The sequence below is a fragment of the Bradyrhizobium sp. cir1 genome (assembly GCF_014198245.1).
In the GTDB taxonomy this organism is placed as follows: domain Bacteria; phylum Pseudomonadota; class Alphaproteobacteria; order Rhizobiales; family Xanthobacteraceae; genus Bradyrhizobium.
Genome location: NZ_JACIHE010000009.1, coordinates 85,994 through 108,948, shown reverse-complemented (window position 1 = coordinate 108,948; position 22,955 = coordinate 85,994). Strand labels below are relative to the sequence as shown.

The 22,955-nt window shown below is 64.2% G+C and carries 21 protein-coding genes; 8 read left to right on the top strand and 13 right to left on the bottom strand.

Features of this window, described 5'->3' with window-relative positions:
* Positions 1-53: 53 nt before the first annotated feature.
* From GGD63_RS19810 to GGD63_RS19800, 3 genes are read right to left on the bottom strand one after another with little or no spacing between them, the layout of a single operon-like run.
* The gene (locus GGD63_RS19810; protein WP_183244867.1) at positions 54-1,109 is read right to left on the bottom strand and encodes a 2-oxoacid:ferredoxin oxidoreductase subunit beta; all 1,056 of its coding nucleotides are present in this window, start codon (positions 1,107-1,109) and stop codon (positions 54-56) included.
* Positions 1,106-2,953: a 2-oxoacid:acceptor oxidoreductase subunit alpha gene (locus GGD63_RS19805; protein ID WP_183244866.1), complete on the bottom strand. Its 1,848-nt coding sequence runs from the start codon at positions 2,951-2,953 to the stop codon at positions 1,106-1,108. Before GGD63_RS19805 ends, GGD63_RS19810 begins: the two co-directional genes overlap by 4 nt.
* Positions 2,923-4,722, bottom strand: coding sequence for an FAD-dependent oxidoreductase (locus tag GGD63_RS19800; protein ID WP_183244865.1), 1,800 nt, complete (start codon positions 4,720-4,722; stop codon positions 2,923-2,925). Before GGD63_RS19800 ends, GGD63_RS19805 begins: the two co-directional genes overlap by 31 nt.
* Before the next feature lie 319 nt (positions 4,723-5,041).
* Here GGD63_RS19800 and GGD63_RS19795 point away from each other — a divergent pair, with 319 nt between their 5' ends.
* Positions 5,042-5,482: a hypothetical protein gene (locus tag GGD63_RS19795; protein ID WP_183244864.1), complete on the top strand. Its 441-nt coding sequence runs from the start codon at positions 5,042-5,044 to the stop codon at positions 5,480-5,482.
* 27 nt (positions 5,483-5,509) lie between these two features.
* Here the strand turns inward: GGD63_RS19795 and GGD63_RS19790 are convergent, their stop codons facing one another.
* The 7 genes from GGD63_RS19790 to pqqA all read right to left on the bottom strand — a co-directional run bounded on the left by GGD63_RS19790 (position 5,510) and on the right by pqqA (position 10,628).
* Positions 5,510-6,187: a DUF4286 family protein gene (locus GGD63_RS19790; protein ID WP_183244863.1), complete on the bottom strand. Its 678-nt coding sequence runs from the start codon at positions 6,185-6,187 to the stop codon at positions 5,510-5,512.
* Between the two features lie 22 nt (positions 6,188-6,209).
* The gene (gene pip, locus GGD63_RS19785) at positions 6,210-7,196 is read right to left on the bottom strand and encodes a prolyl aminopeptidase (protein ID WP_183244862.1); all 987 of its coding nucleotides are present in this window, start codon (positions 7,194-7,196) and stop codon (positions 6,210-6,212) included.
* A complete protein-coding gene (gene pqqE, locus GGD63_RS19780) occupies positions 7,186-8,379 on the bottom strand; it encodes a pyrroloquinoline quinone biosynthesis protein PqqE (protein WP_183244860.1) in 1,194 nt (397 codons plus the stop codon). Before pqqE ends, pip begins: the two co-directional genes overlap by 11 nt.
* Positions 8,376-8,687 (bottom strand): pyrroloquinoline quinone biosynthesis peptide chaperone PqqD, encoded by a 312-nt coding sequence (gene pqqD / locus GGD63_RS19775; RefSeq protein WP_183244858.1) that lies wholly within the window; start codon positions 8,685-8,687, stop codon positions 8,376-8,378. The genes pqqE and pqqD overlap by 4 nt, the downstream gene beginning before the upstream one ends.
* 24 nt (positions 8,688-8,711) lie before the next feature.
* Positions 8,712-9,467, bottom strand: coding sequence for a pyrroloquinoline-quinone synthase PqqC (gene pqqC, locus GGD63_RS19770; protein WP_210315885.1), 756 nt, complete (start codon positions 9,465-9,467; stop codon positions 8,712-8,714).
* 20 nt (positions 9,468-9,487) lie between these two features.
* Positions 9,488-10,417 carry a pyrroloquinoline quinone biosynthesis protein PqqB gene (pqqB, locus tag GGD63_RS19765; RefSeq protein WP_183244855.1) on the bottom strand — a complete coding sequence of 310 codons (930 nt, stop codon included), beginning with the start codon at positions 10,415-10,417 and terminating at the stop codon, positions 9,488-9,490.
* 130 nt (positions 10,418-10,547) lie between these two features.
* Positions 10,548-10,628 carry a pyrroloquinoline quinone precursor peptide PqqA gene (gene pqqA, locus GGD63_RS19760; RefSeq protein WP_007595659.1) on the bottom strand — a complete coding sequence of 27 codons (81 nt, stop codon included), beginning with the start codon at positions 10,626-10,628 and terminating at the stop codon, positions 10,548-10,550.
* A gap of 262 nt (positions 10,629-10,890) precedes the next feature.
* Between pqqA and GGD63_RS19755 the strand changes: the two genes are divergently transcribed.
* From GGD63_RS19755 to GGD63_RS19730, 6 genes are all read left to right on the top strand, one after another.
* Positions 10,891-11,148: a DUF6894 family protein gene (locus tag GGD63_RS19755; RefSeq protein ID WP_183244853.1), complete on the top strand. Its 258-nt coding sequence runs from the start codon at positions 10,891-10,893 to the stop codon at positions 11,146-11,148.
* A 265-nt stretch (positions 11,149-11,413) separates the two neighbouring features.
* The gene (locus tag GGD63_RS19750) at positions 11,414-12,814 is read left to right on the top strand and encodes an amidase family protein (protein ID WP_183244851.1); all 1,401 of its coding nucleotides are present in this window, start codon (positions 11,414-11,416) and stop codon (positions 12,812-12,814) included.
* A gap of 2 nt (positions 12,815-12,816) precedes the next feature.
* On the top strand, positions 12,817-13,293 hold the full coding sequence (locus GGD63_RS19745) for a glutathione peroxidase (protein WP_183244849.1): 477 nt from the start codon (positions 12,817-12,819) through the stop codon (positions 13,291-13,293).
* Positions 13,294-13,304: 11 nt separating this feature from the next.
* Positions 13,305-13,547, top strand: a complete 243-nt coding sequence (locus GGD63_RS19740; RefSeq protein WP_029674077.1) for a DUF3297 family protein — start codon at positions 13,305-13,307, stop codon at positions 13,545-13,547.
* A gap of 163 nt (positions 13,548-13,710) precedes the next feature.
* Complete coding sequence (tarD, locus tag GGD63_RS19735) at positions 13,711-14,880, top strand: D(-)-tartrate dehydratase (RefSeq protein ID WP_183244848.1); 1,170 nt, start codon at positions 13,711-13,713, stop codon at positions 14,878-14,880.
* 194 nt (positions 14,881-15,074) lie between these two features.
* The gene (locus GGD63_RS19730; protein WP_183244846.1) at positions 15,075-15,362 is read left to right on the top strand and encodes a GIY-YIG nuclease family protein; all 288 of its coding nucleotides are present in this window, start codon (positions 15,075-15,077) and stop codon (positions 15,360-15,362) included.
* A 475-nt stretch (positions 15,363-15,837) separates the two neighbouring features.
* Here the strand turns inward: GGD63_RS19730 and GGD63_RS19725 are convergent, their stop codons facing one another.
* Positions 15,838-17,190 (bottom strand): malonyl-CoA decarboxylase, encoded by a 1,353-nt coding sequence (locus tag GGD63_RS19725; RefSeq protein WP_183244844.1) that lies wholly within the window; start codon positions 17,188-17,190, stop codon positions 15,838-15,840.
* A 214-nt stretch (positions 17,191-17,404) separates the two neighbouring features.
* The gene (locus GGD63_RS19720; RefSeq protein ID WP_183244841.1) at positions 17,405-18,253 is read right to left on the bottom strand and encodes a helix-turn-helix transcriptional regulator; all 849 of its coding nucleotides are present in this window, start codon (positions 18,251-18,253) and stop codon (positions 17,405-17,407) included.
* 61 nt (positions 18,254-18,314) lie between these two features.
* On the opposite strand from GGD63_RS19720, the gene GGD63_RS19715 reads away from it, so the two are divergent.
* Positions 18,315-19,487, top strand: coding sequence for an MFS transporter (locus tag GGD63_RS19715; protein ID WP_183244840.1), 1,173 nt, complete (start codon positions 18,315-18,317; stop codon positions 19,485-19,487).
* Between the two features lie 305 nt (positions 19,488-19,792).
* Here the strand turns inward: GGD63_RS19715 and GGD63_RS19710 are convergent, their stop codons facing one another.
* The gene (locus GGD63_RS19710) at positions 19,793-22,945 is read right to left on the bottom strand and encodes an efflux RND transporter permease subunit (protein ID WP_183244839.1); all 3,153 of its coding nucleotides are present in this window, start codon (positions 22,943-22,945) and stop codon (positions 19,793-19,795) included.
* Positions 22,946-22,955 lie beyond the last annotated feature (10 nt).

The window sequence follows — 22,955 nt, the reverse complement described above, 5'->3', positions numbered from 1 at the left end:
GGCCTCGGTCTCGATCACCTCTCCCCGACGGGAAGAGGTAACAACACGGTGCCTCACCGCAGGCTGGCGTTGATCTTGTCCAGCACCGCCGAGCCCGGACAGAGCGTGTCCGCTTCCAGCGTGTTGAGCGGGGTCTCGACCGTGTTGAGATGCTCGTGCAGGTCTTCGGCATCGGGGTCGACATAGAGCAAGCCGGTGACGATCTGGCCCTTGGCCGCGTGCCTCGCGAGGAAGGTCTGAGCCCCTAACCGGTCATGCGGATCATAGTCCGCGTCGATCTTGCGCAGCGCGATCTTGCTGCCGTCATGCTGCTCGACCACCTGCACCGTGCCGGGCGCGTAGTCGACGGCAATCGGATCGCGGCCGACCAGCACGTCGAGCCGGTTCACGGCGTCGTTGTGCTCGCGGACATAGTCAAAGCTCTTGGTCGAGCCGGCGTGGTTGTTGAAGGCGATGCAGGGGCTGATGACGTCGATGAAGGACGCGCCCTTGTGGCCGATCGCAGCTGCGATCAGCGGCACCAGCTGGCTCTTGTCGCCGGAGAACGAGCGCGCCACGAAGGTTGCGCCCAACTGCAGCGCGATAGCAACGAGGTCGATGGCGTTGTCGGTGTTGGTGACGCCCTTCTTGCTTTTCGAGCCGCGGTCGGCCGTCGCCGAGAACTGGCCCTTGGTCAGGCCGTAGACGCCGTTGTTCTCGACGATGTAGGTCATGTTGACGCCGCGCCGGATCGAATGCGCGAACTGGCCGAAGCCGATCGAGGCGGAATCGCCGTCGCCGGAGACGCCGAGATAGATCAGGTCGCGGTTGGCGAGGTTGGCGCCGGTCAGCACGCTGGGCATGCGCCCGTGCACGGAATTGAAGCCGTGTGAATTGCCGAGGAAATAGTCCGGCGTCTTCGACGAGCAGCCGATGCCGGAGATCTTGGCCACTCGATGCGGCTCGATCGAGAGCTCGTAGCAGGCCTCGATGATCGAGGCCGTGATCGAATCGTGGCCGCAGCCGGCGCACAGCGTCGAGATCTTGCCCTCGTAGTCGCGATGCGTGTAGCCGAGCTCGTTCTTCTTCAGGCCGGGATGATGGAATTTCGGTTTGGCAATATAGGTCATGATACGGCCTTGCGGAGCGGGGTCACCTTGAGGTGATCCTGGTGGTCGCCAATGGCTTTTGCGATGAAACGGGCAGTGATCGGCGTGCCGTCGTAATGCACGATCGGAACGAGCCGGACGGGATCGATGCCGTTCTCGTTGACGATGAGCTGGCGCAGCTGGCTGTCGCGGTTCTGCTCGACGACGTAGACGAAGTCGTGCTCGGCGAGGAAGCTCGCCACGCTCGAGTGGAACGGGAAGGCGCGGATGCGCAGGCGGTCGAGCTGATGCCCACGGGCCTCCAGCAGGCCGATCGCCTCGTCCATCGCCGGCGAGGTCGAGCCGAAATAGATCACGCCATATTTGGTCGGCCGTTCCGCATTGGCCTGCAGCGGCCGCGGCACCAGATCCTGCGCGGTCTCGAACTTGCGCACCAGGCGTTGCATGTTGTCCGCGTAGACCGTGCCTTCCTCGGAATAGCGCGCATAGCGGTCGCGCGACGTGCCGCGGGTGAAATAGGAGCCCTTGGTCGGGTGCGTGCCGGGATAGGTGCGGTAGGGAATGCCGTCGCCGTCGACGTCGAGATAGCGACCGAAGTCGCGGCCCTCTTCCAGCATCTCCGCGGTCATGATCTTGCCGCGGTCATATTGCCGCGCATCGTCCCACTTCAGCGGACGGCAGAGCCGGTGGTTCATGCCGATGTCGAGGTCGAGCATCAGGAAGATCGTGGTCTGCAGTCGCTCGGCGAGATCGAAGGCGGCGGCCGCGAACTCGAAGGCTTCGGCCGGATCCTCCGGGAACAGCAGCACATGTTTGGTGTCGCCGTGTGAAGCGTAGGCGCAAGCGATGATGTCGCATTGCTGGGTGCGGGTCGGCATGCCCGTGGAGGGGCCGGCGCGCTGGATGTTCATGATCACGGCCGGGATCTCGGCGAAGTAGGAGAGGCCGATGAACTCCGTCATCAGCGAGATGCCGGGGCCCGAGGTCGCGGTGAAGGCGCGCGCGCCGTTCCAGGAGGCGCCGATGACGATACCGATCGAAGCCAGCTCGTCCTCGCCCTGCACGATGGCGTATTTCGCCTTGCCGGTTTCAGGATCGTGCCGGTACTTCTTGCAATGGGCGGTGAAAGCCTCCGCCACCGACGAGGACGGCGTGATCGGATACCACGCGCACACGGTGGCGCCGCCATAGACGGCGCCGAGCGCGGCGGCGCTGTTGCCCTCGATGAAGATGCGGTCGCCGACCTTGTCGGATTTCTTCACCCTGAGCCCGATCGGGCATTTCAGGTTCTGCAGCGCCCAGTCGCGGCCGAGATGCAGCGCGTGGATATTGGAGGAGAGCAGCTTCTCCTTGCCCTTGTACTGCTCGCCGATCAGCTGTTCGATCAGCTTCGGGTCCATGTCGAGCAGCGCGCTGAGGCTGCCCAGATAGATGATGTTCTTGAACAGCTGGCGCTGGCGCGGATCGGTATAGGTCGAGTTGGTGATCGCGGTCAGCGGCACGCCGATCACGGTGATGTCGTCGCGGAACTTGGTCGATGGCATCGGCTTGGTGGAATCGTAGAACAGATAGCCGCCGGGCTCGATGCCGGCGACGTCCTTGTCCCAGGTCTGCGGGTTCATCGCCACCATCATGTCGACGCCGCCGCGGGCGCCGAGATGGCCTTCTTCTGTCACGCGCACCTCGTACCAGGTCGGCAGGCCCTGGATGTTGGACGGGAAGATGTTGCGCGGGGACACCGGCACGCCGTGGCGCAGGATCGCGCGCGCGAACATCTCGTTGGCGCTGGCCGAGCCCGAGCCGTTGACGTTGGCGAAGCGGACGACGAAGTCGTTTACGCTGCTGATCGGCTTCTTGTCGGGCATGTCGAACCTGCGTGAGTCATCTCGATGAAATATTTCTGCATGTCCCAGGCTCCGGTGGGACAACGCTCGGCGCACAGCCCGCAATGCAGGCAGACATCCTCGTCCTTGACCATGACGCGCCCGGTCTTGAGGTCGCTGGAGACGTAGAGGTCCTGGTCCGGATGGGGCGAGGGCGCTTTCAGGCGCTGGCGCAGGTCACTCTCTTCGCCGTTGCCTGTGAAGGTGATGCAGTCCATCGGGCAGATGTCGGCGCAGGCATCGCACTCGATGCAGAGCGAAGTCGAGAACACGGTCTGCACGTCGCAGTTCAGGCAGCGCTCGGCTTCGCCAAGCGCCAGCTTGACGTCGTAGCCGAGCTCGACCTCGGCGCGGATGTCCTTCAGCGCGATCACCTTGTCGCGATGCGGCACCTTGAAGCGCTTGTCGTTGGAGATGTCGTTGTCATAGCTCCATTCGTGGATGCCCATCTTCTGCGAGGAGATTTGCACCTCCGGCAGCGGGCGCTCGGTGATGTCCTCCCCCGACAGCATCTTGTGGATCGACAGCGCGGCGTCATGGCCGTGCGCGACCGCCCAGATGATGTTCTTCGGCCCGAAGGCGGCGTCGCCGCCGAAGAACACCTTTGGATTGGTCGAGGCGAAGGTCTTGGGATCGACCTTGGGCATATGCCATTTGTCGAACTCGATGCCGCAATCCTGCTCGATCCAGGGGAAGGCATTCTCCTGGCCGACCGCGACCAGCACGTCGTCGCAGGTGATCGTCTCGTCCGGTTCGCCCGACGGCACCAGGTTGCGCCGGCCCTTGGCATCGTATTCGGCCTTCACCTTCTGGAAGGTGACGCCGATCAGCTTGCCGGCGACATGCTTGAAAGCCACCGGGACCATGTAGTTGAGGATCGGGATGTCCTCGTGGAGCGCGTCTTCCTTCTCCCAGGGTGAGGCCTTCATCTCCTCGAAGCCGGAGCGGACGACCACCTTGACGGTCTCGCCGCCGAGCCGGCGAGCGGTGCGGCAGCAATCCATCGCGGTGTTGCCGCCGCCGAGCACGATGACGCGCTTTCCGATCTTGTCGACATGGCCGAACGACACGTTGGCCAGCCACTCGATGCCGATATGGATGTTCGCGGCGGCCTCTTTCCGGCCGGGAATGTCGAGCTCGCGGCCGCGCGGCGCGCCGGAGCCGACGAAGATCGCGTCGTATTTCTCCGCGAGCAGCGACTTCATGCTCTCGATGCGATGGCCGCCCTTGAAGTCGACGCCGAGACCCAGGATGTAGCCGGTCTCCTCGTCGATGACCGAATTGGGCAGGCGGAATTTCGGGATCTGCGAGCGCATCATGCCGCCGGCTTCGGGATCGCCGTCGAATACGGTGCAGTGATAGCCTAGCGGTGCGAGATCGCGCGCCACCGTCAGCGACGCGGGACCGCCACCAACGAGCGCGACGCGCTTGCCGTTCCTCGGTGAAGGCCGGGGCAGGCGCTGCTTGATGTCGTCCTTGAAGTCGGCAGCGACGCGCTTGAGGCGGCAGATCGCCACCGGATTTTCCTCGACGCGTCCGCGACGGCACGCCGGCTCGCAGGGACGATCGCAGGTGCGTCCCAGGATTCCGGGAAACACGTTCGATTTCCAATTGATCATGTAGGCGTCGCTGTAGCGGCCTTGTGCGATCAGTCGGATGTATTCGGGAACCGGGGTGTGTGCAGGACAGGCCCATTGGCAATCGACCACTTTGTGAAAGTAGTCGGGGGCCGCAATATCGGTCGGTTTCATTCCTACCCTGTCCGCGCAGGCCCAAAGACCCCGCGGCCTTTTCTTGAGCTTGGCGAACGCTTAACGCGCGTCGATCTGGTTTCTGAATGACGTCATTGGGTTAGCTTATTAGAACCGCTCCGAAGTACAACGGCAAAGTTTTGCGGTTTCCCGCTTTCATGGGAGCTGCGCGTGCACAGCATTAACGCGCCGCGCGCGCAGTGCGTGCGGTGCAATATGTTGCGCCTGCGAATGTGGACGGTGTTACTGTATGCCGACGTACCATCAGCGCCGGATGATGCAATCCGGGCTTCAATTTTCTTCGTCACGGGGGCGCGTGATGGATCGATCTGTGTCGACCGAGTTTGAGATTGATGTTGGGCTAAGCATTGCCCTCACCGAAGCGGGCGCTTGGGTAATAAGGGCCGACGGTAGAGAGTTTCGTCTCGAGGAAATCAACGATTTCTATCGAGTTTGGGTGTTGCTGGAGCGACCCTTCTCCGAGGTAAAGGCTGCGCTCGACCAGATAGCTCGCAGCGCAAGCGCAGTGACGCCTTTTCCGTTCGCCAAACTCATCGGGTCCGCACTAAATGCTAAATCACGCCAATGGACTGATCTTGCGATGGTTTGGGTCTCGTTCCTTGCGGCAGCAGAAAAAGCGACCTTGAAAGGCCTGCTTTCGGACGTCAGAGATTCAAAATGGGCCAGCCAGAAGATTAGGCAGCTAGCTCGAAAGTACGTGAATGAAATCGAGCGAGGCGATCCCAAGCGCCTGAACTAGCTGGACCTTGGGCGCGATTGCGCGAGATCAGCCGCGCGCGATGTCGCTCTTTGCGAGGTCCCACGTCAGGCAGTAGGTGCCTACCGAGACGGGAGGCGGGAAGGGTGATGCGGCGGGACCGGTGAAGCGCTCGGCCATGACCGCCGAGACCGCACCGACATGGATGCCGTCGATCAGCACGAACCAGTCGCGTGCACCTTCGTTGCGCACTGCCGGAATCTCAGGCGCTGCGCCCGACAATTCCGGCTCGCTCTCGAGCAGATGCATCGAGATGATGCCGTCGTGCTTTTCCGGCGCCAGCTTTTCCTGCAGTGCATCACGCCAAGGTGCGGCATTGTCAGGCGTCGGCCGCAGCCGCACCATGCCGAGCGCAGCTCCGCGTCCGGTGCCGGCGCTGATCGTGATGCGCGCGACCACGCGCAGCATGTCCTTGAAACGCGCCATGGTCTGCCGCGACCAGTCGGTCGGATTGGCGAGCCGCGCCTTGTAGGCGGGACTGTCGAGCACGTCGAGCGTCGCGGTCGAATAGAGACAGAGATATTTGGGATTGGCGGCGTGCGCGACATAGCGCCGCGCTTCCAGGAAACCCTCGATCGCGACGCGCTCTTCCAGATGCTCGCGATCGTACCAGCGATTGAACTCGGCCTCATCTGAAACGTCGATGTTCATCGACGTCAGCAACATGCCTTTCCCGGCGAGCGGCATTTTGTTGTCCTGTTATTGCGCCTCAGCGCGCGGCCTTCGACGCAAGGTCCGCGATCGACTTCATGACCGCGTCCCTCACGCCGCCATCATAGAGCGAATGCCCGGCTTCTTCCACGATGCGAAGTTCGGAACCAGGCCAGACTTTCGTAAGGGCATGCGATGTCTCGGGCGGGCACAGCAGATCGTAGCGGCCCTGGACGATGATGCCGGGAATGTCCTTGAGCCGGCCGGCATTTCGCAACAGCTGGTTCTCGGTCATGAAGCTGTCGTTGACGAAATAATGCGCTTCCATGAACGGGGTCGCCGGCAATGTGCGCCAGACGTTCAGCGAGGCGAGATCGAGCCGTGTCTTTGCAGGCTTGTGCTCGGACAAGGTGCGCTCGGTGTCGTGCCAGGCCTTCGCCGCCGGTCCATGCACGGCAGGATCGGCATCGAGGATGCGGCGCCAATAGGCGTCCACCGGCCGGTCCCGCTCTTCTAGCGGCAGCACGCTGAGGAAATCCTCGTAAAGCGCGGGATAGAATTGCGACAGGCGCGAGGTGAACGCGGTCACGACTTCGGCCCGCGTGCCCAGGAAGGTTGCGCGCAGCGCAATGCCTGAAACCCGTTCGGGATGCGCCTGCGCATACGCCAGCGCCAGCGTCGCGCCCCAGGAGCCGCCGACCACGATCCAGCGCTCGAAGCCGAACTTCTCGCGGATCTTCTCCATGTCCGCGACGAGATGCGCCGTGGTGTTGTGCGCGCGCGATCCCTTGGGACGGCTGCGGCCGCAGCCGCGCTGGTCGAACAGCACCGCGCAGAAACGGTCGGGATCGAACAGCCGGCGATGATCGGGCTGGCAGCCGCTGCCGGGCCCGCCATGCAGATAGACCGCGGGGATTCCGTCGGCGCGGCCGATGCTCTCGACATGGAGCTCATGACCGTCGCCGACATCGAGCATGTCGGAGGTCAACGGCGCAAAGGGATCGGCACGCCTGACCGAGCTGGCCGCGTCGGCGTCAGGCGTCATTCTCGGGTTCCAGGGTGCCGCCGGCGAAGTTGCGATACAGGAAGCGGTTGGTCTCGCCCTCGGCCTCGCGCTCGGCCTGCTTGAAGATGGTCTCGTGCAGCGGTGACAGCGCGCAGGCCGGATCGGTGTTGGCGGCATCGCCCGTCAGCGCAAAGGCCTGGCAGCGGCAGCCGCCGAAATCGATCTCGCGGAATTCGCAAGATTTGCACGGCTCCTTCATCCAGCCGGTGCCGCGATAGCGGTTGAAGGCCTCCGAGTTCTGCCAGATCCAGGCGATCGAATGGTTCGAGCGCACCGATTCGAAATCGAGCCCGGTGATGCTCTCGGCGGCGTGGCAGGGCAGCACCTTGCCGGCGGGCGAGATGTTGAAGAACTGCCGGCCCCAGCCGCCCATGCACTTCTTCGGCCGCAATGCGTAATAGTCCGGCACGACGTAGTCGATGGTCAGCCGGCCCTTCAGCTGTTCGCGCGCCTCCTCAACGAGGCGGGTGCACTCATCTAACTGCGCCACCGTCGGCATCAAGGCGGCGCGGTTCTTCAGCGCCCAGCCGTAATATTGCACATTGGCGACCTCGAGCCGGTCGGCATCGAGATCGAGCGCCATCTGGATGATGTCAGGCAAGTGGTGCAGGTTCTGCCGGTGCATCACCGCGTTCACGGTGAGCGGCAAATCGAGCTCGCGCGTCCATTTCGCCACTTCGAGCTTCTTGCGATGACTGTTCTTGTAGCCGGCGACGCGGTCGGCCAAACCTTCTTCGACGCCCTGGAAAGAGATCTGGACATGGCAGAGCCCGGCGTCGGCGAGATCGCTGAGCTTCTCGCGCGTCAGCAGCACGGCCGAGGTGATGAGGTTGGTATAGAGGCCGGCGTCGCTGGCATGCTTGACCAGCTCGACGAGATCTTTCCGTGCCGTCGGCTCGCCGCCGGAGAAATGCACCTGGAGCACGCCGATCTCGGCGAGCTCGCTCAGCACCTTCTTCCACTCGTCCGTGGTCAGCTCCTTGCCCGAGCGGTCGAGCTCGACCGGGTTGGAGCAATAGGGGCATTGCAGCGGGCAGCGATGCGTGATCTCGAGCAACACCGCGAGCGGGATGCCGAACGTTTCCGCCGTCGAGCGCTGCTTCTCCAGCACGGCAAGACTGTCGCTGGTCCCGGGCGGGATGTTGCCGAGTACGTCGCTCATGACGCCTTCTCCCGGGCCTCGGTGAGGAAGCCCTTGTCGGCGAGATCCTGCAGCATGGCGATGACGTCGGCCAGGATCGCCTCGCGCGGCGCGGCGTATTTCGCCGCCAATTGATCGGAAACGTCGCCGACATTCCGCTCGCCATTGCAGAGCTGCAGGACCTCGACCGCGATCTCGTCCGGCGCCAGCACGCGCTCCGGCGCGAGGATCACCCAGACCTTCCGCGTGTCGTCATATTTCAGCTTGGCATGCCGCGGCAGCACGGGGCGACTTGCCTCGCTGACGCTGATATGACGCGGCCCGGCCATCGCTGTTCCTCTTAACTCGCCTTCTTAGTTTTCTTTGGGCACGAATGCACCCGGCGGAATGTGGCCCTCGACATAGGCATGCTGGAGCGCATCGAGCTGCACCCACAGCACGTTGGTCTTGAAGATCAGCGCGTTGCACACCTGCGCGCGCTGCTCCGGCGTCGTGGCGTGCGTCTTGACGTAGTCGAGCGCGAAATTGGCATCGCGCGGCGCCTGCGTCAGGCGGCGCTTGAAGTAGCTCATGGTGTCAGGATTGACGAAGTCGTAATGTTGCAGCATGCCGGCGATGCGCTCTTCGTGGATGCTTGGCGCGAACAGCTCGGTGAGCGAGGACGCGATCGCCTCCAGCGGGCTCTTTTCGCGGCAGTAGTGCACGTAGGCCTCCACCGCGAACCGCGTCGCCGGCAAGATGCCTTCGGTCGATTCCACGTAAGCGGTGTCGAGCCCGAGCCCTTCGGTCAGCTTGAGCCAGCGCTCGATGCCGCCCTCGGAGCCGACGTTGCCGTCATGGTCCTCGATGCGGTGGCGCCATTCCACGCGCGTGGCGCGGTCGCGGAAGCGCGAGATCACCACCGCGTCCTTGATCGGGATGGTGCTCTGGTAATAGTAGCGGTTGAGCGCCCAGGCCTGCACCTGGCCCTTGTTCAGCTTGCCGCCGTGCAGCAGCTTATGGAACGGATGCAGGCTGTGATAGCGCGTCGCACCGATATGGCGCAGCGTCGCCTCGAGCTCCTCGGCGCTCGTGAGCCTGATGTCCTTGCCGATCGAGAGCGCAGTCATTCCAGTCGTTGACGCGGCATTCACAGCACGATCTCCGTTCCATCCCCAGGTATCTGCCAACCCGCTTGTTCGACCGTTTTTCGCTCCGGCGAGGCGGGCAGCAGCGCCGGATTCGAGTTATTGATATGCAGAAATATCTTCTTGTCGATATCGAGGTCGGCAAGCCGCGCGATCGCGCCGTCGGCGCCGGACATCGCGACATGGCCCATGCTCTTGCCGGTCTTGTGGCCGAGCCCGGCCCTGATCATCTCGTCGTCCTGCCAGACCGTGCCGTCGAAGAACACCAGCGCCGCGCCGTCGATCTCGGCCCTGAGCGCGTCGGTGACCTCGGCGCAGGCGGCGATGAAGTAGAAGCACTTGCCGGTGGCCTTGTCGGTGATCTTGAGGCCCAGCGTGTCGCCGTCGCCGGTCGCGCCGCCCGGATGGGCCTTGCCTTCCAGATACCAGGCCGACTTGCCGGGCACGGCAAATGGCAGCACCTCGAGCCCTGAGCGTGCGCCGTCGGGCAGCCGCGGCTCGAACGGCTCGCCGATGCCAACCGGCTGGCGCTTGACGTTCTTCTCGTTCAGCACGTTGAAGATGCTGTTGCTGGCAAGGATAGCCAGCACCTTCTCATGCGCATAGACCGTGAAGGGCGAGCCTTCGCGCATCGACAGCAGGCCGGCCACGGCATCGACTTCGCCGTTGGTCAGGATCACGCCCGCAACCGGCGTATGGCGCAGCGCGCCCGCCTTGGGATGCAGTTGCGGCGTGGCGTTCAATTGCTGGCGAAGATCTGGCGAGGCATTGATCAGGAACCAGTGCTCGCCATCGCCACTGAAGGCAACCGAGGCCTGGGTTCGATGGAGCTCATGTCCATTCGCACGGGCCGCGCGGCAGCCCTCGCAGCCGCAATTCCATTGCGGCACTCCGCCGCCGGCCCCGGCGCCCAGGACGACGACGCGAAGCATGATCCGTCTCCTGGAGGGAACGTCGCGAGGTGGATCTCAGGCCGAGACAGTTTCGGACAAGGTTTCTGTCTGCCAGAAACCTATCGTGACCGAAAGAACCACCTGCGCAGAACGCAAACTCGCCAGCCGCTCACTTGCGGGTGGCGCTCACATACATGTTGATTTCCATGCCACAGGGCACTTCGACGATCTTCGGGGCTTTCCAGGCCATTTGGCTCTCCATTTTCGTGAATTCGGGACGTATCCGCCCGCCGATAAATTAATGCGGGCGGAAAAGTTCGCCAGTGAAATTTTCCCGACCTAGGTAGTAGGCCGGCGGAATTGTTGCATTGCAAAGAAATCGTATTGCGGCCGTAAAGACGAGCGGATGACATACGTAAAATAGTCGATAGGTCGTGATCCCTGTCGGGATAAACCAGTTGTGAGTATGAAACGGCTTCCAATCGACGACAGGCGACCCCATTGGATCAGGCATGCCCAGATATTTCTTCAACACCCGTATCGGCGACGAATTGATCGTGGATCCTGACGGCGAGGACCTGCGCAATCCCGATCGCGCCTGGGAGGTCGCCCGCCAGATGATCCTGGAGGTCCTGAAGTCGGAAGGAACCCAGCCGGCGCTGCTCGAGGCGGTCATCGAAGTCACCGACGCCGACGGCGAGATCGTGCTGGAGTTTCCCTTCACCGAGGCGCTGCTGGACATGCCGGACCAATCGGCGACGCGGCATTAGAGGCGGCACGGTCGGGTAAGGGGCGCCGCCGCTCTCTCCTCCGTCATTGCGAGCGTAGCGAAGCAATCCAGAATCCCTCCCTGGAGGCAGTCTGGATCGCTTCGTCGCATCAGCGCAAAATTGCTTCGCAATTTTGTCGCGAGCTCCTCGCAATGACGGAGAATGAGGCACCAGCCCTCGCCAAACCCGCCCTTCGCCCCTGCGAAATCCGCATGGCTTTGCCGCGTTCCCGGCGCTAAAAGACGCCGGTCATACGGAGCAAGCCATGCAAGATCTCTGGCGCCTGTCGGCCGCCGACCTCGCCGCCCTCGTCAAATCCAAGAAGGTGTCCGCCCGGGAGGCGGCCAAGGCCGGCCTCGCCCGCCTGGACGCGGTCAACCCCGCCCTCAACGCGGTGATCGACCACCGCCCGGAGGATGTGCTCAAGCAGGCCGACGCCGTCGATGCCGCAATTGCCAGGGGCGAGGATCCCGGCGTGCTCGCCGGCGTGCCCGTCACCATCAAGGCCAATGTCGACCAGGAGGGCTTTGCCACCACCAACGGCCTCAAGCTGCAGCGCGACCTGATCGCGCGCGAGGACAATCCGGTGGTCGCCAATTTCCGGAAATCGGGCGCCATTCTGCTCGGCCGCACCAATTGCCCGGCCTTTTCCTATCGCTGGTTCACCACCAATCTGGTCCATGGCGACACCAAGAACCCGCGCGACGCCTCGCTGACGCCGGGCGGCTCCTCCGGCGGCGCCGGCTCGGCGGTCGCGGCCGGCATCGGCCACATCGCCCATGGCACCGACATTGCCGGCTCGATCCGCTACCCCGCCTATGCCTGCGGCGTGCACGGCCTGCGCCCGACCTTGGGCCGCATCCCCGCCTTCAACCCGGTGCTGCCGGAGCGCCCGATCGGGCCGCAGATCATGGCGGTGTCGGGCCCGCTGGCCCGCACCGTCAACGATCTACGTATCTCGCTCGAAGCGATGTCGGCCCGCGACATCCGCGATCCCTGGTATGTGCCGGTGCCACTGCAAGGTCCCGCGCGGCCGAAGCGTGCCGCGCTCTGCCTCAACCCGGATGGCCTTGCCACGACGCCGGACGTGAAGGCCGCGGTGACCGATGCCGGCAAGCGCCTGGAGCGCGCCGGCTGGACCGTCGATGTGATCGAAAACACCCCGCCGATGCGCGAAGCGGTCGAGTGGCAGATCAAGCTGTGGCTCGGTGACGGCTTTGATGCGCAGTTGGAAATGGCCGAACGCGAGGGCGATCCCGGCGCGCTGGCGTGCCTGCGCGGCAATCGCAGCAGGGTCACGCCGATGGATCAGGCGGACTTCGCGAAGGCGCTGACCCGAAGAGCCACGTTCACCCGCGACTGGATGCTGTTCTTCGAAAAATATGCCGTGCTGCTGACGCCGGTCTCCGGCGAACTGCCGTTCCCCGATCACCTCGACCTCGAGGACGACGAGTCCTTCAAGCGTGTCTGGGAAGCGCAGCTGCCTCAGATTGCGATTCCGTTCATGGGCCTGCCCGGCCTTGTGGTCTCCACCGGCCTCGTCGGCAAGGCGCCGGTCGGCGTGCACATCGTGTCGGGCCGCTACCGCGAGGACCTCTGCCTGCTCGCAGGCGAAGCGATCGAGGCCGGCGGCGTGCCGCCGTCGCCGATCGACCCCGTGGGCTAGCGATGCCTGCGATTTACGACTTCAAGGCCAACTCGCTTGCCGGCGAGGAGGTCCCGATGCGCCGGTTCGAGGGACAGGTGCTGCTGATCGTCAACACCGCGAGCAAATGCGGCTTCACGCCGCAATATCGCGGCCTGGAAGATCTCTATCGCGATCTGTCGCCGCGGGGCTTCTCGGTGCTCGGTTTTCCCTGCAACCAGTTCGGTGCGCAGGAGCCGGGGCAGGCGAGCGAGATCCAGGAATTCTGCTCGACCCATTACGACGTCACCTTCCCCCTGTTCGAGAAGATCGACGTCAACGGGCCGAAGGCGCATCCCCTGTATGAGTACCTGAAACGTCAGCAATCCGGCCTGCTAGGCGCTTCCATCAAATGGAATTTCACCAAATTCCTGGTGGACCGTGCCGGCAAGGTGATCGCGCGCTACGCGCCGACCGCCCGGCCCGAAGGATTGCGGCACCAAATCGAGACCCTGTTGTGAGCGAGACAATCATGAGCGACGAATTTCCGGACCGCCTTTCGGTCGACCCGAACAGCCCGTACTACAACGCGGACATCCTGGCGCGCGATGTCGGCATCCGCTTCAAGGGCATCGAGAAGACCAATGTCGAGGAGTACTGCATCAGCGAAGGCTGGGTCCGCGTCACCGCAGGGAACGCCAAGGACCGCCACGGCAATCCGCTGACCATCAAGGTGCATGGTCCGGTCGAGCCGTATTTTCGCGACAAGAAATAGTTTGAGCTGGCCGCGCCGCTGTCTCCTCGTCTTTGCGAGGGGCGCACTCTCTCGCCTCGTCATTGCGAGGAGCCCTTGCGACGAAGCAATCCAGACTATTTCCGCGAGTAGCACTCTGGATTGCTTCGCTGCGCTCGCAATGACGAAAGAAAAGGCTATCCCCATGTCCGTCCGCATCGTCGACGTCCGCGAGATCACAAAACCGATCTCTTCCCCGATCCGCAACGCCTATATCGACTTCACCAGGATGACGACGAGCCTCGTTGCTGTCGTCACCGACGTCGTCCGCGACGGCAAGCGCGTCGTCGGCTACGGCTTCAACTCCAACGGCCGCTACGGGCAGGGCGGCCTGCTCCGCGAGCGCTTCGCCTCGCGCATCCTGGAGGCCGATCCGAAGTCGCTGCTCGATGAAGCCGGCGACAATCTCGACCCCGACAAGGTCTGGGCCGCGATGATGACCAACGAGAAGCCGGGCGGCCATGGCGAGCGCTCGGTCGCGGTCGGCACCATCGACATGGCGGTGTGGGACGCGGTGGCAAAGATCGCGGGCAAGCCGCTGTTCCGCCTGCTCGCCGAACGCCACGGCGTCACGGCCAATCCGCGCGTCTTCGTCTACGCCGCCGGCGGCTATTACTATCCCGGCAAGGCTCTCTCGATGCTGCGCGGCGAAATGCGCGGCTATCTCGACCGCGGCTACAACGTCGTGAAGATGAAGATCGGCGGCGCGCCGATCGAAGAGGACCGTAAGCGCATCGAGGCCGTGCTGGAAGAGATCGGCAAGGACGCGCAGCTCGCCGTCGATGCCAACGGCCGCTTCAACCTCGAGACCGGCATCGCCTACGCCAAGATGCTGCGCGACTATCCCTTGTTCTGGTACGAGGAAGTCGGCGATCCCCTCGACTATGCGCTGCAGGCCGCGCTCGCCGAATTCTATCCCGGCCCGATGGCGACAGGCGAGAATCTCTTCAGCCACCAGGACGCCCGCAATTTGATCCGCTATGGCGGCATGCGTCCCGACCGCGACTGGCTGCAATTCGACTGCGCGCTGTCCTATGGCCTGTGCGAATACCAGCGCACGCTGGAAGTTTTGAAAACCCACGGCTGGTCACCGAGCCGCTGCATCCCCCACGGCGGCCATCAGATGTCGCTGAACATCGCCGCCGGCCTCGGCCTCGGCGGCAACGAGAGCTATCCCGACCTGTTCCAGCCCTACGGCGGCTTCCCCGACGGCGTCCGCGTGGAAAATGGCCACATCACCATGCCGGATCTCCCCGGCATCGGCTTCGAAGGCAAGTCCGATCTCTACAAGGAGATGAAGGCGCTGGCGGAGTAGGAGCATCGTTGGAGCGCGACGTCCGCGCCACCCATTCCGTCATTGCGAGCGCAGCGAAGCAATCCAGAGTCTTCCCGCAGAGGCAGTCTGGATTGCTTCGTCGCAAGGGCTCCTCGCAATGACGAGGTGGCGAAATCCTCGCAGTCATCTCTTGGTTGTGATATCGTAGAGGCTATCCTCAGCCGAGTACGATCATGAAGCAGCCCTGCGTGTACATGTTCGCCAACCGCCGCAACGGGACGATCTACACGGGCGTCACCTCCAGTCCGCCGCGCCGCGCGTTCGAGCATCGCGAGGGATTGGTGAAGGGCTTTTCGTCGAAGTACGGGTGCAAGCTCCTCGTTTGGTACGAACTGCACGCGACCATGGCCGACGCGATTGCGCGCGAGAAGCAGATCAAGGGTGGCAGCCGGGCGAAGAAGCTTGCCCTCATCGAGAGCCTCAATCCAGACTGGATGGATTTGTACGAGACGCTGATCTGACTCCAGGGGCAGGTGGCTGCCACACACTCCGTCATTGCGAGCGCAGCGAAGCAATCCAGCGTCTCTCCGCGGAGTCAGTCTGGATTGCTTCGTCGCAAGCGCTCCTCGCAATGACGGTGGAGAGAGCGAGCGCCGTTGCTGACGTCCTGATCCGCGGCGAACGGAAGTTTGGGGTACTCAAGCTGCCGCCCCACACGTCGTCATTGCGAGCGCAGCGAAGCAATCCAGCGTCTTTCCGCGGAGACAGTCTGGATTGCTTCGTCGCAAGCGCTCCTCGCAATGACGGTGGAGGCAGCGAGCGCCATTGCAGGCGCCCTGGTCCCCGGCGAACGGCAGGTTGGAGTACACGAGCTGCTGCAACACACTCCGTCATTGCGAGCGCAGCGAAGCAATCCAGAGTCTTTCCACAGAAGCAGTCTGGATTGCTTCGTCGCAAGGGCCCCTCGCAATGACGATGTGGCGCGAGCAGGCGCCCCTACGACAACCGCATGTCCAGCAGCCGCCTTCCTTCGCCCTTGAGCAGCTTCTTCACCGCGCTGGAGGCCACGACCTCGCCGTCATTGGCGTAGGCTTCGTGGTTCTTCTCGATGTCGTCGAGGCGGTAGAGATAGTTGACCATCACCCCGGCCGACTCGCGCAGGCCCTTCGGCGAGAGGTCGCCCAGCCAGTTGATGCGCTCCAGACGCGCGCCGTTGCCGAGATGGAAGCGGGCGACGGAATCGATCAGCCGGCCCTTGGGCGTGCGCGCCTTCAGGAAAAAGTAGGCGGCGAGCGGCTCCAGGACGCCGCGGAGCAGCGTTGTCGTCTCGGGGCTCTCGAACCATTTGGGATCGTCGAGGCGCTTCAGCACCTCGCGGTCCTCGTCCGACAGCGGCAGGTCCTTGTCCTGCTTCACCCATGGCATGAAGCCCGGCACCGGCGACAGCGTCACGAAGCTGTCGAGCTTCGGCAGCTCACGGCGCAGCTCCTCGACCACCTGCTTGATCAGGAAGCTGCCGAAGGAGATGCCGCCAAGGCCGCGCTGGGTGTTGGAGATCGAGTAGAACACGGCGGTGCGCGCGCGCTCGATCGGCAGATACTGGCGGTCGACCGCGAGCAGCGGCGCGATCGCGCCGGGGATGGTTTCGGTCAGCGCCACTTCGACGAAGATCAACGGCTCGTCGACCATCGCCGGATGGAAGAAGGCGTAGCAGCGGCGATCGACCGGATCGATGCGGCGGCGCAGATCGTCCCAGTCGCTGATCTCGTGCACGGCCTCATAACGGATGATCTTTTCGAGGATGTTGGCCGGGGTCGACCAGTCAATCCGGCGCAGCACGAGAAACCCCCTGTTGAACCACGAAGAGAGGAGATGCGAGACGTCGCGGTCGAGCGCGGCGAGATCGGTGTGCCCGTTCATCATGCCGAGCAAATCGGCGCGCATGGCGACGAGATCGCCGGTGCCGCCGGGCGCCCGGTTGAGGCGGCGGATCAGCTCCTGCCGCCGCGGCTCCGAGGCGAAATGCAGCGAGCTTGCGTCTTCGTCGGTCGGCTCGGCGCGCCATTTCTCGATCGCCTGGGACAGGCGTTCCCGGTCCGGGCCGAAATCGCGCACCAGCGCCTCGAAGAAGGCGCGGCGTCCCGCCGCATCCAGATCCCTGTAGAGATCGAGCACCTCGCGCGCCATCGCCGTGCCTGAGGCTTCGCCCCGGCCCGACAGCAGCGCGCCGCAGAGCTCGATCAGCCCGTCGGCGTCCTGTTTGGTGTCAGAACCTTCGCCGCGCCGAAGCAGCGTGCGGCCGCGCTCGGAGATCGTGGCGAGCAGGTCGGAGAAGAAGGCGTTGGCCATCTGGGCTTTTCGAATCCGGGTTTGTGCGGTGCGGGAAGCTTACACGGGATTTAGGCGCAAGCCGATCACAATCAAGCAGGCGAATGCGGCATCTTTAGTTGGGCGGTGCGTTTGGAGAATGGTGTCATGCCGGGGGAGCCGCGCCGAAGCCACACGAAAGCTGTCATGCCCCGCGCAGGCGGGGCATCCAGTACGCCGCGGCCCATCGATTCAATCACAGCCGTCTCGGAGTACTGGATCGCCAGGTCAAGCCGGGCGATGACACCGTGTGTGTGGCAAACTCCGTCGGCGTCCGCCCCGTCACCTGGCGGAACGCCGCAGAGAATGCCGGCACGCTGGCGTAGCCGAGCTGGGTCGCGAGCTGCTTCACCGACACGCTGGCATCCGTCGACAGAAGCTGGATTGCGGCTGCAATGCGGGCGCGCTGGCACCAGCTCTTGAAGCTCAGCTGCGTTTCGCTCGAGAACAGCCGCGACAGCGTCCGCGCGGAGGTTCCGACCTCGCGCGCCAGGGTGTCGATATCGTGCAGGCCGGTGGGATCGTCGAGCACGATCATAGCGGCGCGCCGGCAGCGCGGCTCGCGTGGCAGCGGCACGAAGGTCGCGGAATCCTCGGCCTGGTGCAGTTCCAGCATCACCAGGCGAACCAGCAGCTCGGTGCGCTCTTCCGTGTTGCGCGCGTCGAACAGCGCCAGGATCGCCTGATTGAGCAGCGGCGACACCCGCACCACGAATTCCCTGGTCAATCCCTCATAGCGCTTTTCGCGCTTGAGCCAGGACAGGTCGAAATACAGCGTGCGCATTTCGATGTCGGCGAGCAGGTCGAGGGCGTGCTCCAGCCCGGCCGGCACCCAGACCGCGCGGTCCGGCGGCACCAGCCAGCGTCCCCCGGGCGTCGTCACCTGCATGGTGCCGCGTGCCGCGTAGATCAGCTGCGCCTCGCGATGCAAATGCGGATCGATCCGCATGCCCTTGGGATAGTCGCGCGCGACCAGGTGCACGCCCGCGGGCGAGCGATGGTTGCTCCGGACCTCCCGCAGGATTGGCGTTTCCAAGACAGTCATTGGCGGCACCCCGTCATGGGGAGGACATATAACTCATTTCGGAGCAGGAGAGGATTCGGGAATGAACAGCCCCAGCCGGGTCATCAGTTTCGTCAACGCAGGCCATTTCATCGACCATTATTCGATGCTGATCTTCGCCGCCGCCGTGATCATCATGGGGCCGGCGCTCGGCATGGCCTATTCGGAGCTGCTGCCTTACGCGACGCCCGGTTTCATCGCCTTCGGCGCCGGCTCGCTGCTCACCGGTTGGCTCGGGGACCGCTGGAGCCGCCGCCACATGATGCTGATCTTCTTCGTCGGCATCGGGGCCTCCATGATCACGGTCGGCTTCGTGCAGACGCCCGTGCAGCTCGGCGCCGCGCTGCTCGCGATCGGCATCTTCGCCTCGATCTATCATCCCGTCGGCACCGCCATGATCGTGTCCTATGCCGACCGGCTCGGCCGCGAGATGGGCATCAACGGCGTCTGGGGCAATCTCGGCGTGGCCTCCTCGGCGCTGGTGACCGGCGTGATCGGCCAGTATCTCGGCTGGCGCTTTGCGTTCATCGTTCCCGGCCTGGTCACGGTCCTGATCGGCATCGTTTTCGCGATGAGTGTCGTGCACGAGGACCGCAAGGGCTCGAAGCAGGCGGCAGCGCAGGCGCGAGTGGCAAAACAGGACATGTGGCGCGTGATCCTGGGGCTGCTGATCGTGGTGATCGCGATCTCCACGACCTTCAACGCCGTCACCGTGGCGCTGCCAAAGCTGTTCGCCGAGCGGCTCGCCGATCTCACCAAAAGCCCGGCGCTGCTCGGGGTCATCGCGGCCTGCGTCTACGTGTTCGGCGCGATGACGCAGTACACGATCGGCCGGCTGCTCGACCGCTACTCGCTGAAGACGGTGGCGCTGCCGCTGTCCTTCATGCTGGCGCCGTTCCTGTATCTGGCCGCCAGCCTGACCAACCTGCCGCTGATCCTGGTCTCGATCGGCATCGTCATGGGCGCGTTCGGGCAGGTCACGGTGAACGACGCCATGGTCGGTAAGTACACCACGGAAGAGTGGCGCTCGCGCGCCTATGCCGTGCGTTATTTCGTCGGCTTCACCGCGGCCGGCGCGTCCGTCGGGCTCGTCGCCTGGCTCTACGAGCAGGGCGGCTTCGTCACCATGCTGCACGCCTTCGCCGCACTCTGCCTGCTCGCAATCGCCGCCGCGCTGATCCTGCCCCGCGAGATCCGGACGCCGCAGGTGGCGTGAGGGGAGTGAGGCGGGCGGCTCGCGCCACATCGTCTTTCCGGGGCGTCGCGTAGCGGCGAGCCCGGAATCCATTTACCCGCAGCTTCTGCCGCCCGATGGATTCCGGGCTCGCGCCTGTCGGCGCGCCCCGGAATGACAGAAGAGATGGGCGCCTCCCCTGACGCCTGCCGACGATGACATTCTGCCAGTGTTTTGCCCGACGGAGCAAGTCGTTTCGGGGACACCGAAGTTTTCTCAAGCTTTTCAACCCCCTCCCTACTGTGCATGGGGTTGTTTTCGCATTTTTGTTTGAGCCGGCGGAAAACCTACGGCTTCACCTCCGCCACCGCCTTCGGTGCCTTCTTCGACGCGCGCCAGTTCTCGAAGCGCTGCACCACCACGAAGAAGGCCGGCACGAACAGCACCGCAAGGCAGGTCGAGGCCAGCATGCCCGAGAACACCGTGATGCCGATCGACTTGCGGGCGCTGGCGCCGGCGCCGGTCGCGAGCACGAGCGGCACGACGCCGAGGATGAAGGCGAACGACGTCATCAGGATCGGGCGGAAGCGGGCGCGCGCCGCCTCGATCGCCGACTCCAGGATCGGCTTGCCGTCGCGGCCGTGCAGCTCGAGACCGACCTCGACGATCAGGATGGCGTTCTTCGCCGACAGCGCGATCAGGAGGATCAGGCCGATCTGGCAGTAGAGGTTGTTGTCGATCTTGAGGCCGCTCAGGATCAGCATCGGCCCGATCAGCGACAGCGGCACGGCGAGGATCACCGAGATCGGCGCGTACCAGCTCTCGTATTGGCCGGCGAGCACGAGATAGACCAGCAGCATCGCGAGACCGAATACCCAGTAGATCTGGTTCGAGACCGCCTTCTCCTGATACGACATCGCGGTCCATTCATAGCCGGTGCCGGGCGGCAGCGTCTTGTCCGCGATCTCCTCCATCAGCTTCAGCGACTGGCCGGAGGAGTAGCCCTGCGCCGGCAGGCCGATGATGGTCGAGGAGGGATAGAGATTGTAGAGGCTGATCAGCGACGGACCCGTCGCCGGCGTGATCGTCGCGACGGTGCCGATCGGGATCATGTCGCCGTTCGAGTTGCGCACCTGCATGTTGGCGATGTCGCGCTCGGTGACGCGGAAGGCGGGATCGGCCTGCGTGTAGACCTGGAACACGCGGCCGAACTTGTTGAACTGGTTGACATAGGACGAGCCGAGATAGGTCGACAGCGCCGAGAACACCTGGTCGGTGGTGACGTGCAGGGTCTGGGTCTTGATGCGGTCGATCTCGACGTTGAATTGCGGCACCGAGGAGCGGAACGAGGACTGCACGCGCTGCAGCGCGCTCTGGCTCTGGCCGTTAGAGACCATCGCCCCGGTGATCGCCTGCAGCTTGGCGAAATCGTTGTTGCCGTCGCGCAGCTCGACCTGCATCGAGAAGCCGGCCGCATTGCCGATGCCCTGGATCGGCGGCGGCGGCAGCACGATGGTGCGCGCCTCCATGATCACAGCGAGCTTGTCGTTGAGGCCAAAGACCAGCGAGCGCAGATCCTCGCCGGGGCCTTTGCGCGCCTCCCAGTCCTTCAGGATGATGTAGGCAACGCCGGCATTGGCAAGGCTCGCGCTGCTGTCGAGCGCGGAGATGCCGGCGATGGTGATGACCTGCTGGACGCCGGGCGCCTCCTTGATGATGTCGGCGGCCTTGTCTAGCACCTTCTGGGTCCGCTCCAGCGAGGCGCCGTCGGGCAGCTGGATGGCAGCGATCAGGTAGCCCTGGTCCTCGATCGGCAGGAAGCCGGTCGGCACCCGCGACAGGCCGTAGCCGCCGATCCCGATCAGCACCAGGGCAACCGCGACCGACACCGTGGCGTGCCGGACCAGGAAGGTGATCAGCCGCGTATAGCCGCGCTCGACCCGGTTATAGACGTTGTTGAACCCGCGGTAGAAGAAGTTGCGCTGCTCCGGCGGCACTGCCGGCCGTAGCCACAGCGCGCATTGCGTCGGCTTCAAGGTCGCAGCGTTGATGGCCGACAGCAGCGCGGTCGCCGCGATCACCAGCGCGAATTGCGAGTAGATGCGACCCGTCAGGCCTGCGAGAAACGAGGCCGGCAAAAACACCGAGATCAGCACCAGCGTGATGCCGACGATCGGCGCGAACAGCTGGTCCATCGCCCTGATCGCGGCGTCGTGGCCGTTCATGCCCTGCTCGATATTGTGCGCAGCGCCTTCCACCACCACGATGGCGTCGTCGACGACGATGCCGATCGCGAGCACGATCGCGAACAGCGTCGACATGTTGATGGTGAAGCCGAGCGCCGCCATCGCGGCGAAGGCGCCGATGATGGTGACGGGCACCGTCGTCGCCGGCACCAGCATCGCGCGCCAGTCCTGCAGGAAAACAAGGATCACGACCAGCACCAGGAGGCCGGCCTCGATCAGCGTCATGTAGACCTCGTGCACCGAGGCCTCGACGAATTTGGTGGTGTCGAACGGCGTGTCGTATTTGATGCCCTCCGGGAAGCGCTTGGCGAGCTCCGCCATCTTCCTCTCGACGGCTTGCTCGACCTGGAGCGCGTTGGCGCCGGGCGACTGGAACACGCCGATGCCGGTGGCGGGCTGCTTGTTGAGCGAGAAGATCTGGCTGTAGGTCTGCGCGCCGAGCTCGACCCAGCCGACGTCGCGCACGCGCGTGACGTCGCCGCTGGTGCCTGTCTTGACGATGATGTTCTCGAACTGGGTGGTGTCGTCCAGCCGTCCGTTGACATTGAGCGTGTACTGGAACGCCTGGCCCGGCGGCGTCGGCGGCGCGCCGACCTGGCCGGCGGAGACCTGCTGGCTCTGCTGCTGGATTGCGTTGATGACGTCCTGCGGCACGAGGCCACGGACCTGCAGCTTGTTGGGATCGAGCCACACCCGCATCGAATACTGGCCGGCGCCGAACACCGTGACGTTACCGACGCCGGGCAGGCGGGAGAGCTCGTCGCGGATGTTGATGGTGGCGTAGTTGCTCAGGTAGAGACTGTCATACTTCGCGTCCGGCGAGGTCAGCGTCACGAACAGCAGGATCGAGGTCGATTTCTTCTGGACGGTGACGCCCTGGTTCTGCACCGACTGCGGCAGCTGCGAGAGCGCGCTGGAGACGCGGTTCTGCACCAGCACCTGCGCGAAGTTGAGGTCGGTGCCGATCTTGAAGGTCACGGTCAGCGTGTAGGTGCCGTCGGACCCGCTGTAGGACTGCATGTAGAGCATGTCCTCGACGCCGTTGACCTGCTGCTCGATCGGCAAGGCAACGGTGTCGATCACGGTCTTGGCGCTGGCGCCGGGATAGCGCGTGGTGACCTGCACCGTCGGCGGCACCACGTCGGGGTATTGTGCGATCGCGAGGTTGAACAGCGCGACGCCGCCGATCAGGATCATCAGCAGCGCGATGACGTTCGAGAGGACCGGCCGCTCGATGAAGAATTTTGAGATCATGGCTGGCGGC

Bases quoted from the DNA above. Each gene is read 5' to 3' on its own strand.
- GGD63_RS19810 (WP_183244867.1), bottom strand. From the start codon at position 1,109: ATGACCTATATTGCCAAACCGAAATTCCATCATCCCGGCCTGAAGAAG.
- GGD63_RS19805 (WP_183244866.1), bottom strand. From the start codon at position 2,953: ATGCCCGACAAGAAGCCGATCAGCAGCGTAAACGACTTCGTCGTCCGC.
- GGD63_RS19800 (WP_183244865.1), bottom strand. From the start codon at position 4,722: ATGAAACCGACCGATATTGCGGCCCCCGACTACTTTCACAAAGTGGTC.
- GGD63_RS19795 (WP_183244864.1), top strand. From the start codon at position 5,042: ATGGATCGATCTGTGTCGACCGAGTTTGAGATTGATGTTGGGCTAAGC.
- GGD63_RS19790 (WP_183244863.1), bottom strand. From the start codon at position 6,187: ATGCCGCTCGCCGGGAAAGGCATGTTGCTGACGTCGATGAACATCGAC.
- pip (WP_183244862.1), bottom strand. From the start codon at position 7,196: ATGACGCCTGACGCCGACGCGGCCAGCTCGGTCAGGCGTGCCGATCCC.
- pqqE (WP_183244860.1), bottom strand. From the start codon at position 8,379: ATGAGCGACGTACTCGGCAACATCCCGCCCGGGACCAGCGACAGTCTT.
- pqqD (WP_183244858.1), bottom strand. From the start codon at position 8,687: ATGGCCGGGCCGCGTCATATCAGCGTCAGCGAGGCAAGTCGCCCCGTG.
- pqqC (WP_210315885.1), bottom strand. From the start codon at position 9,467: ATGACTGCGCTCTCGATCGGCAAGGACATCAGGCTCACGAGCGCCGAG.
- pqqB (WP_183244855.1), bottom strand. From the start codon at position 10,417: ATGCTTCGCGTCGTCGTCCTGGGCGCCGGGGCCGGCGGCGGAGTGCCG.
- pqqA (WP_007595659.1), bottom strand. From the start codon at position 10,628: ATGGCCTGGAAAGCCCCGAAGATCGTCGAAGTGCCCTGTGGCATGGAA.
- GGD63_RS19755 (WP_183244853.1), top strand. From the start codon at position 10,891: ATGCCCAGATATTTCTTCAACACCCGTATCGGCGACGAATTGATCGTG.
- GGD63_RS19750 (WP_183244851.1), top strand. From the start codon at position 11,414: ATGCAAGATCTCTGGCGCCTGTCGGCCGCCGACCTCGCCGCCCTCGTC.
- GGD63_RS19745 (WP_183244849.1), top strand. From the start codon at position 12,817: ATGCCTGCGATTTACGACTTCAAGGCCAACTCGCTTGCCGGCGAGGAG.
- GGD63_RS19740 (WP_029674077.1), top strand. From the start codon at position 13,305: ATGAGCGACGAATTTCCGGACCGCCTTTCGGTCGACCCGAACAGCCCG.
- tarD (WP_183244848.1), top strand. From the start codon at position 13,711: ATGTCCGTCCGCATCGTCGACGTCCGCGAGATCACAAAACCGATCTCT.
- GGD63_RS19730 (WP_183244846.1), top strand. From the start codon at position 15,075: ATGAAGCAGCCCTGCGTGTACATGTTCGCCAACCGCCGCAACGGGACG.
- GGD63_RS19725 (WP_183244844.1), bottom strand. From the start codon at position 17,190: ATGGCCAACGCCTTCTTCTCCGACCTGCTCGCCACGATCTCCGAGCGC.
- GGD63_RS19720 (WP_183244841.1), bottom strand. From the start codon at position 18,253: ATGACTGTCTTGGAAACGCCAATCCTGCGGGAGGTCCGGAGCAACCAT.
- GGD63_RS19715 (WP_183244840.1), top strand. From the start codon at position 18,315: ATGAACAGCCCCAGCCGGGTCATCAGTTTCGTCAACGCAGGCCATTTC.
- GGD63_RS19710 (WP_183244839.1), bottom strand. From the start codon at position 22,945: ATGATCTCAAAATTCTTCATCGAGCGGCCGGTCCTCTCGAACGTCATC.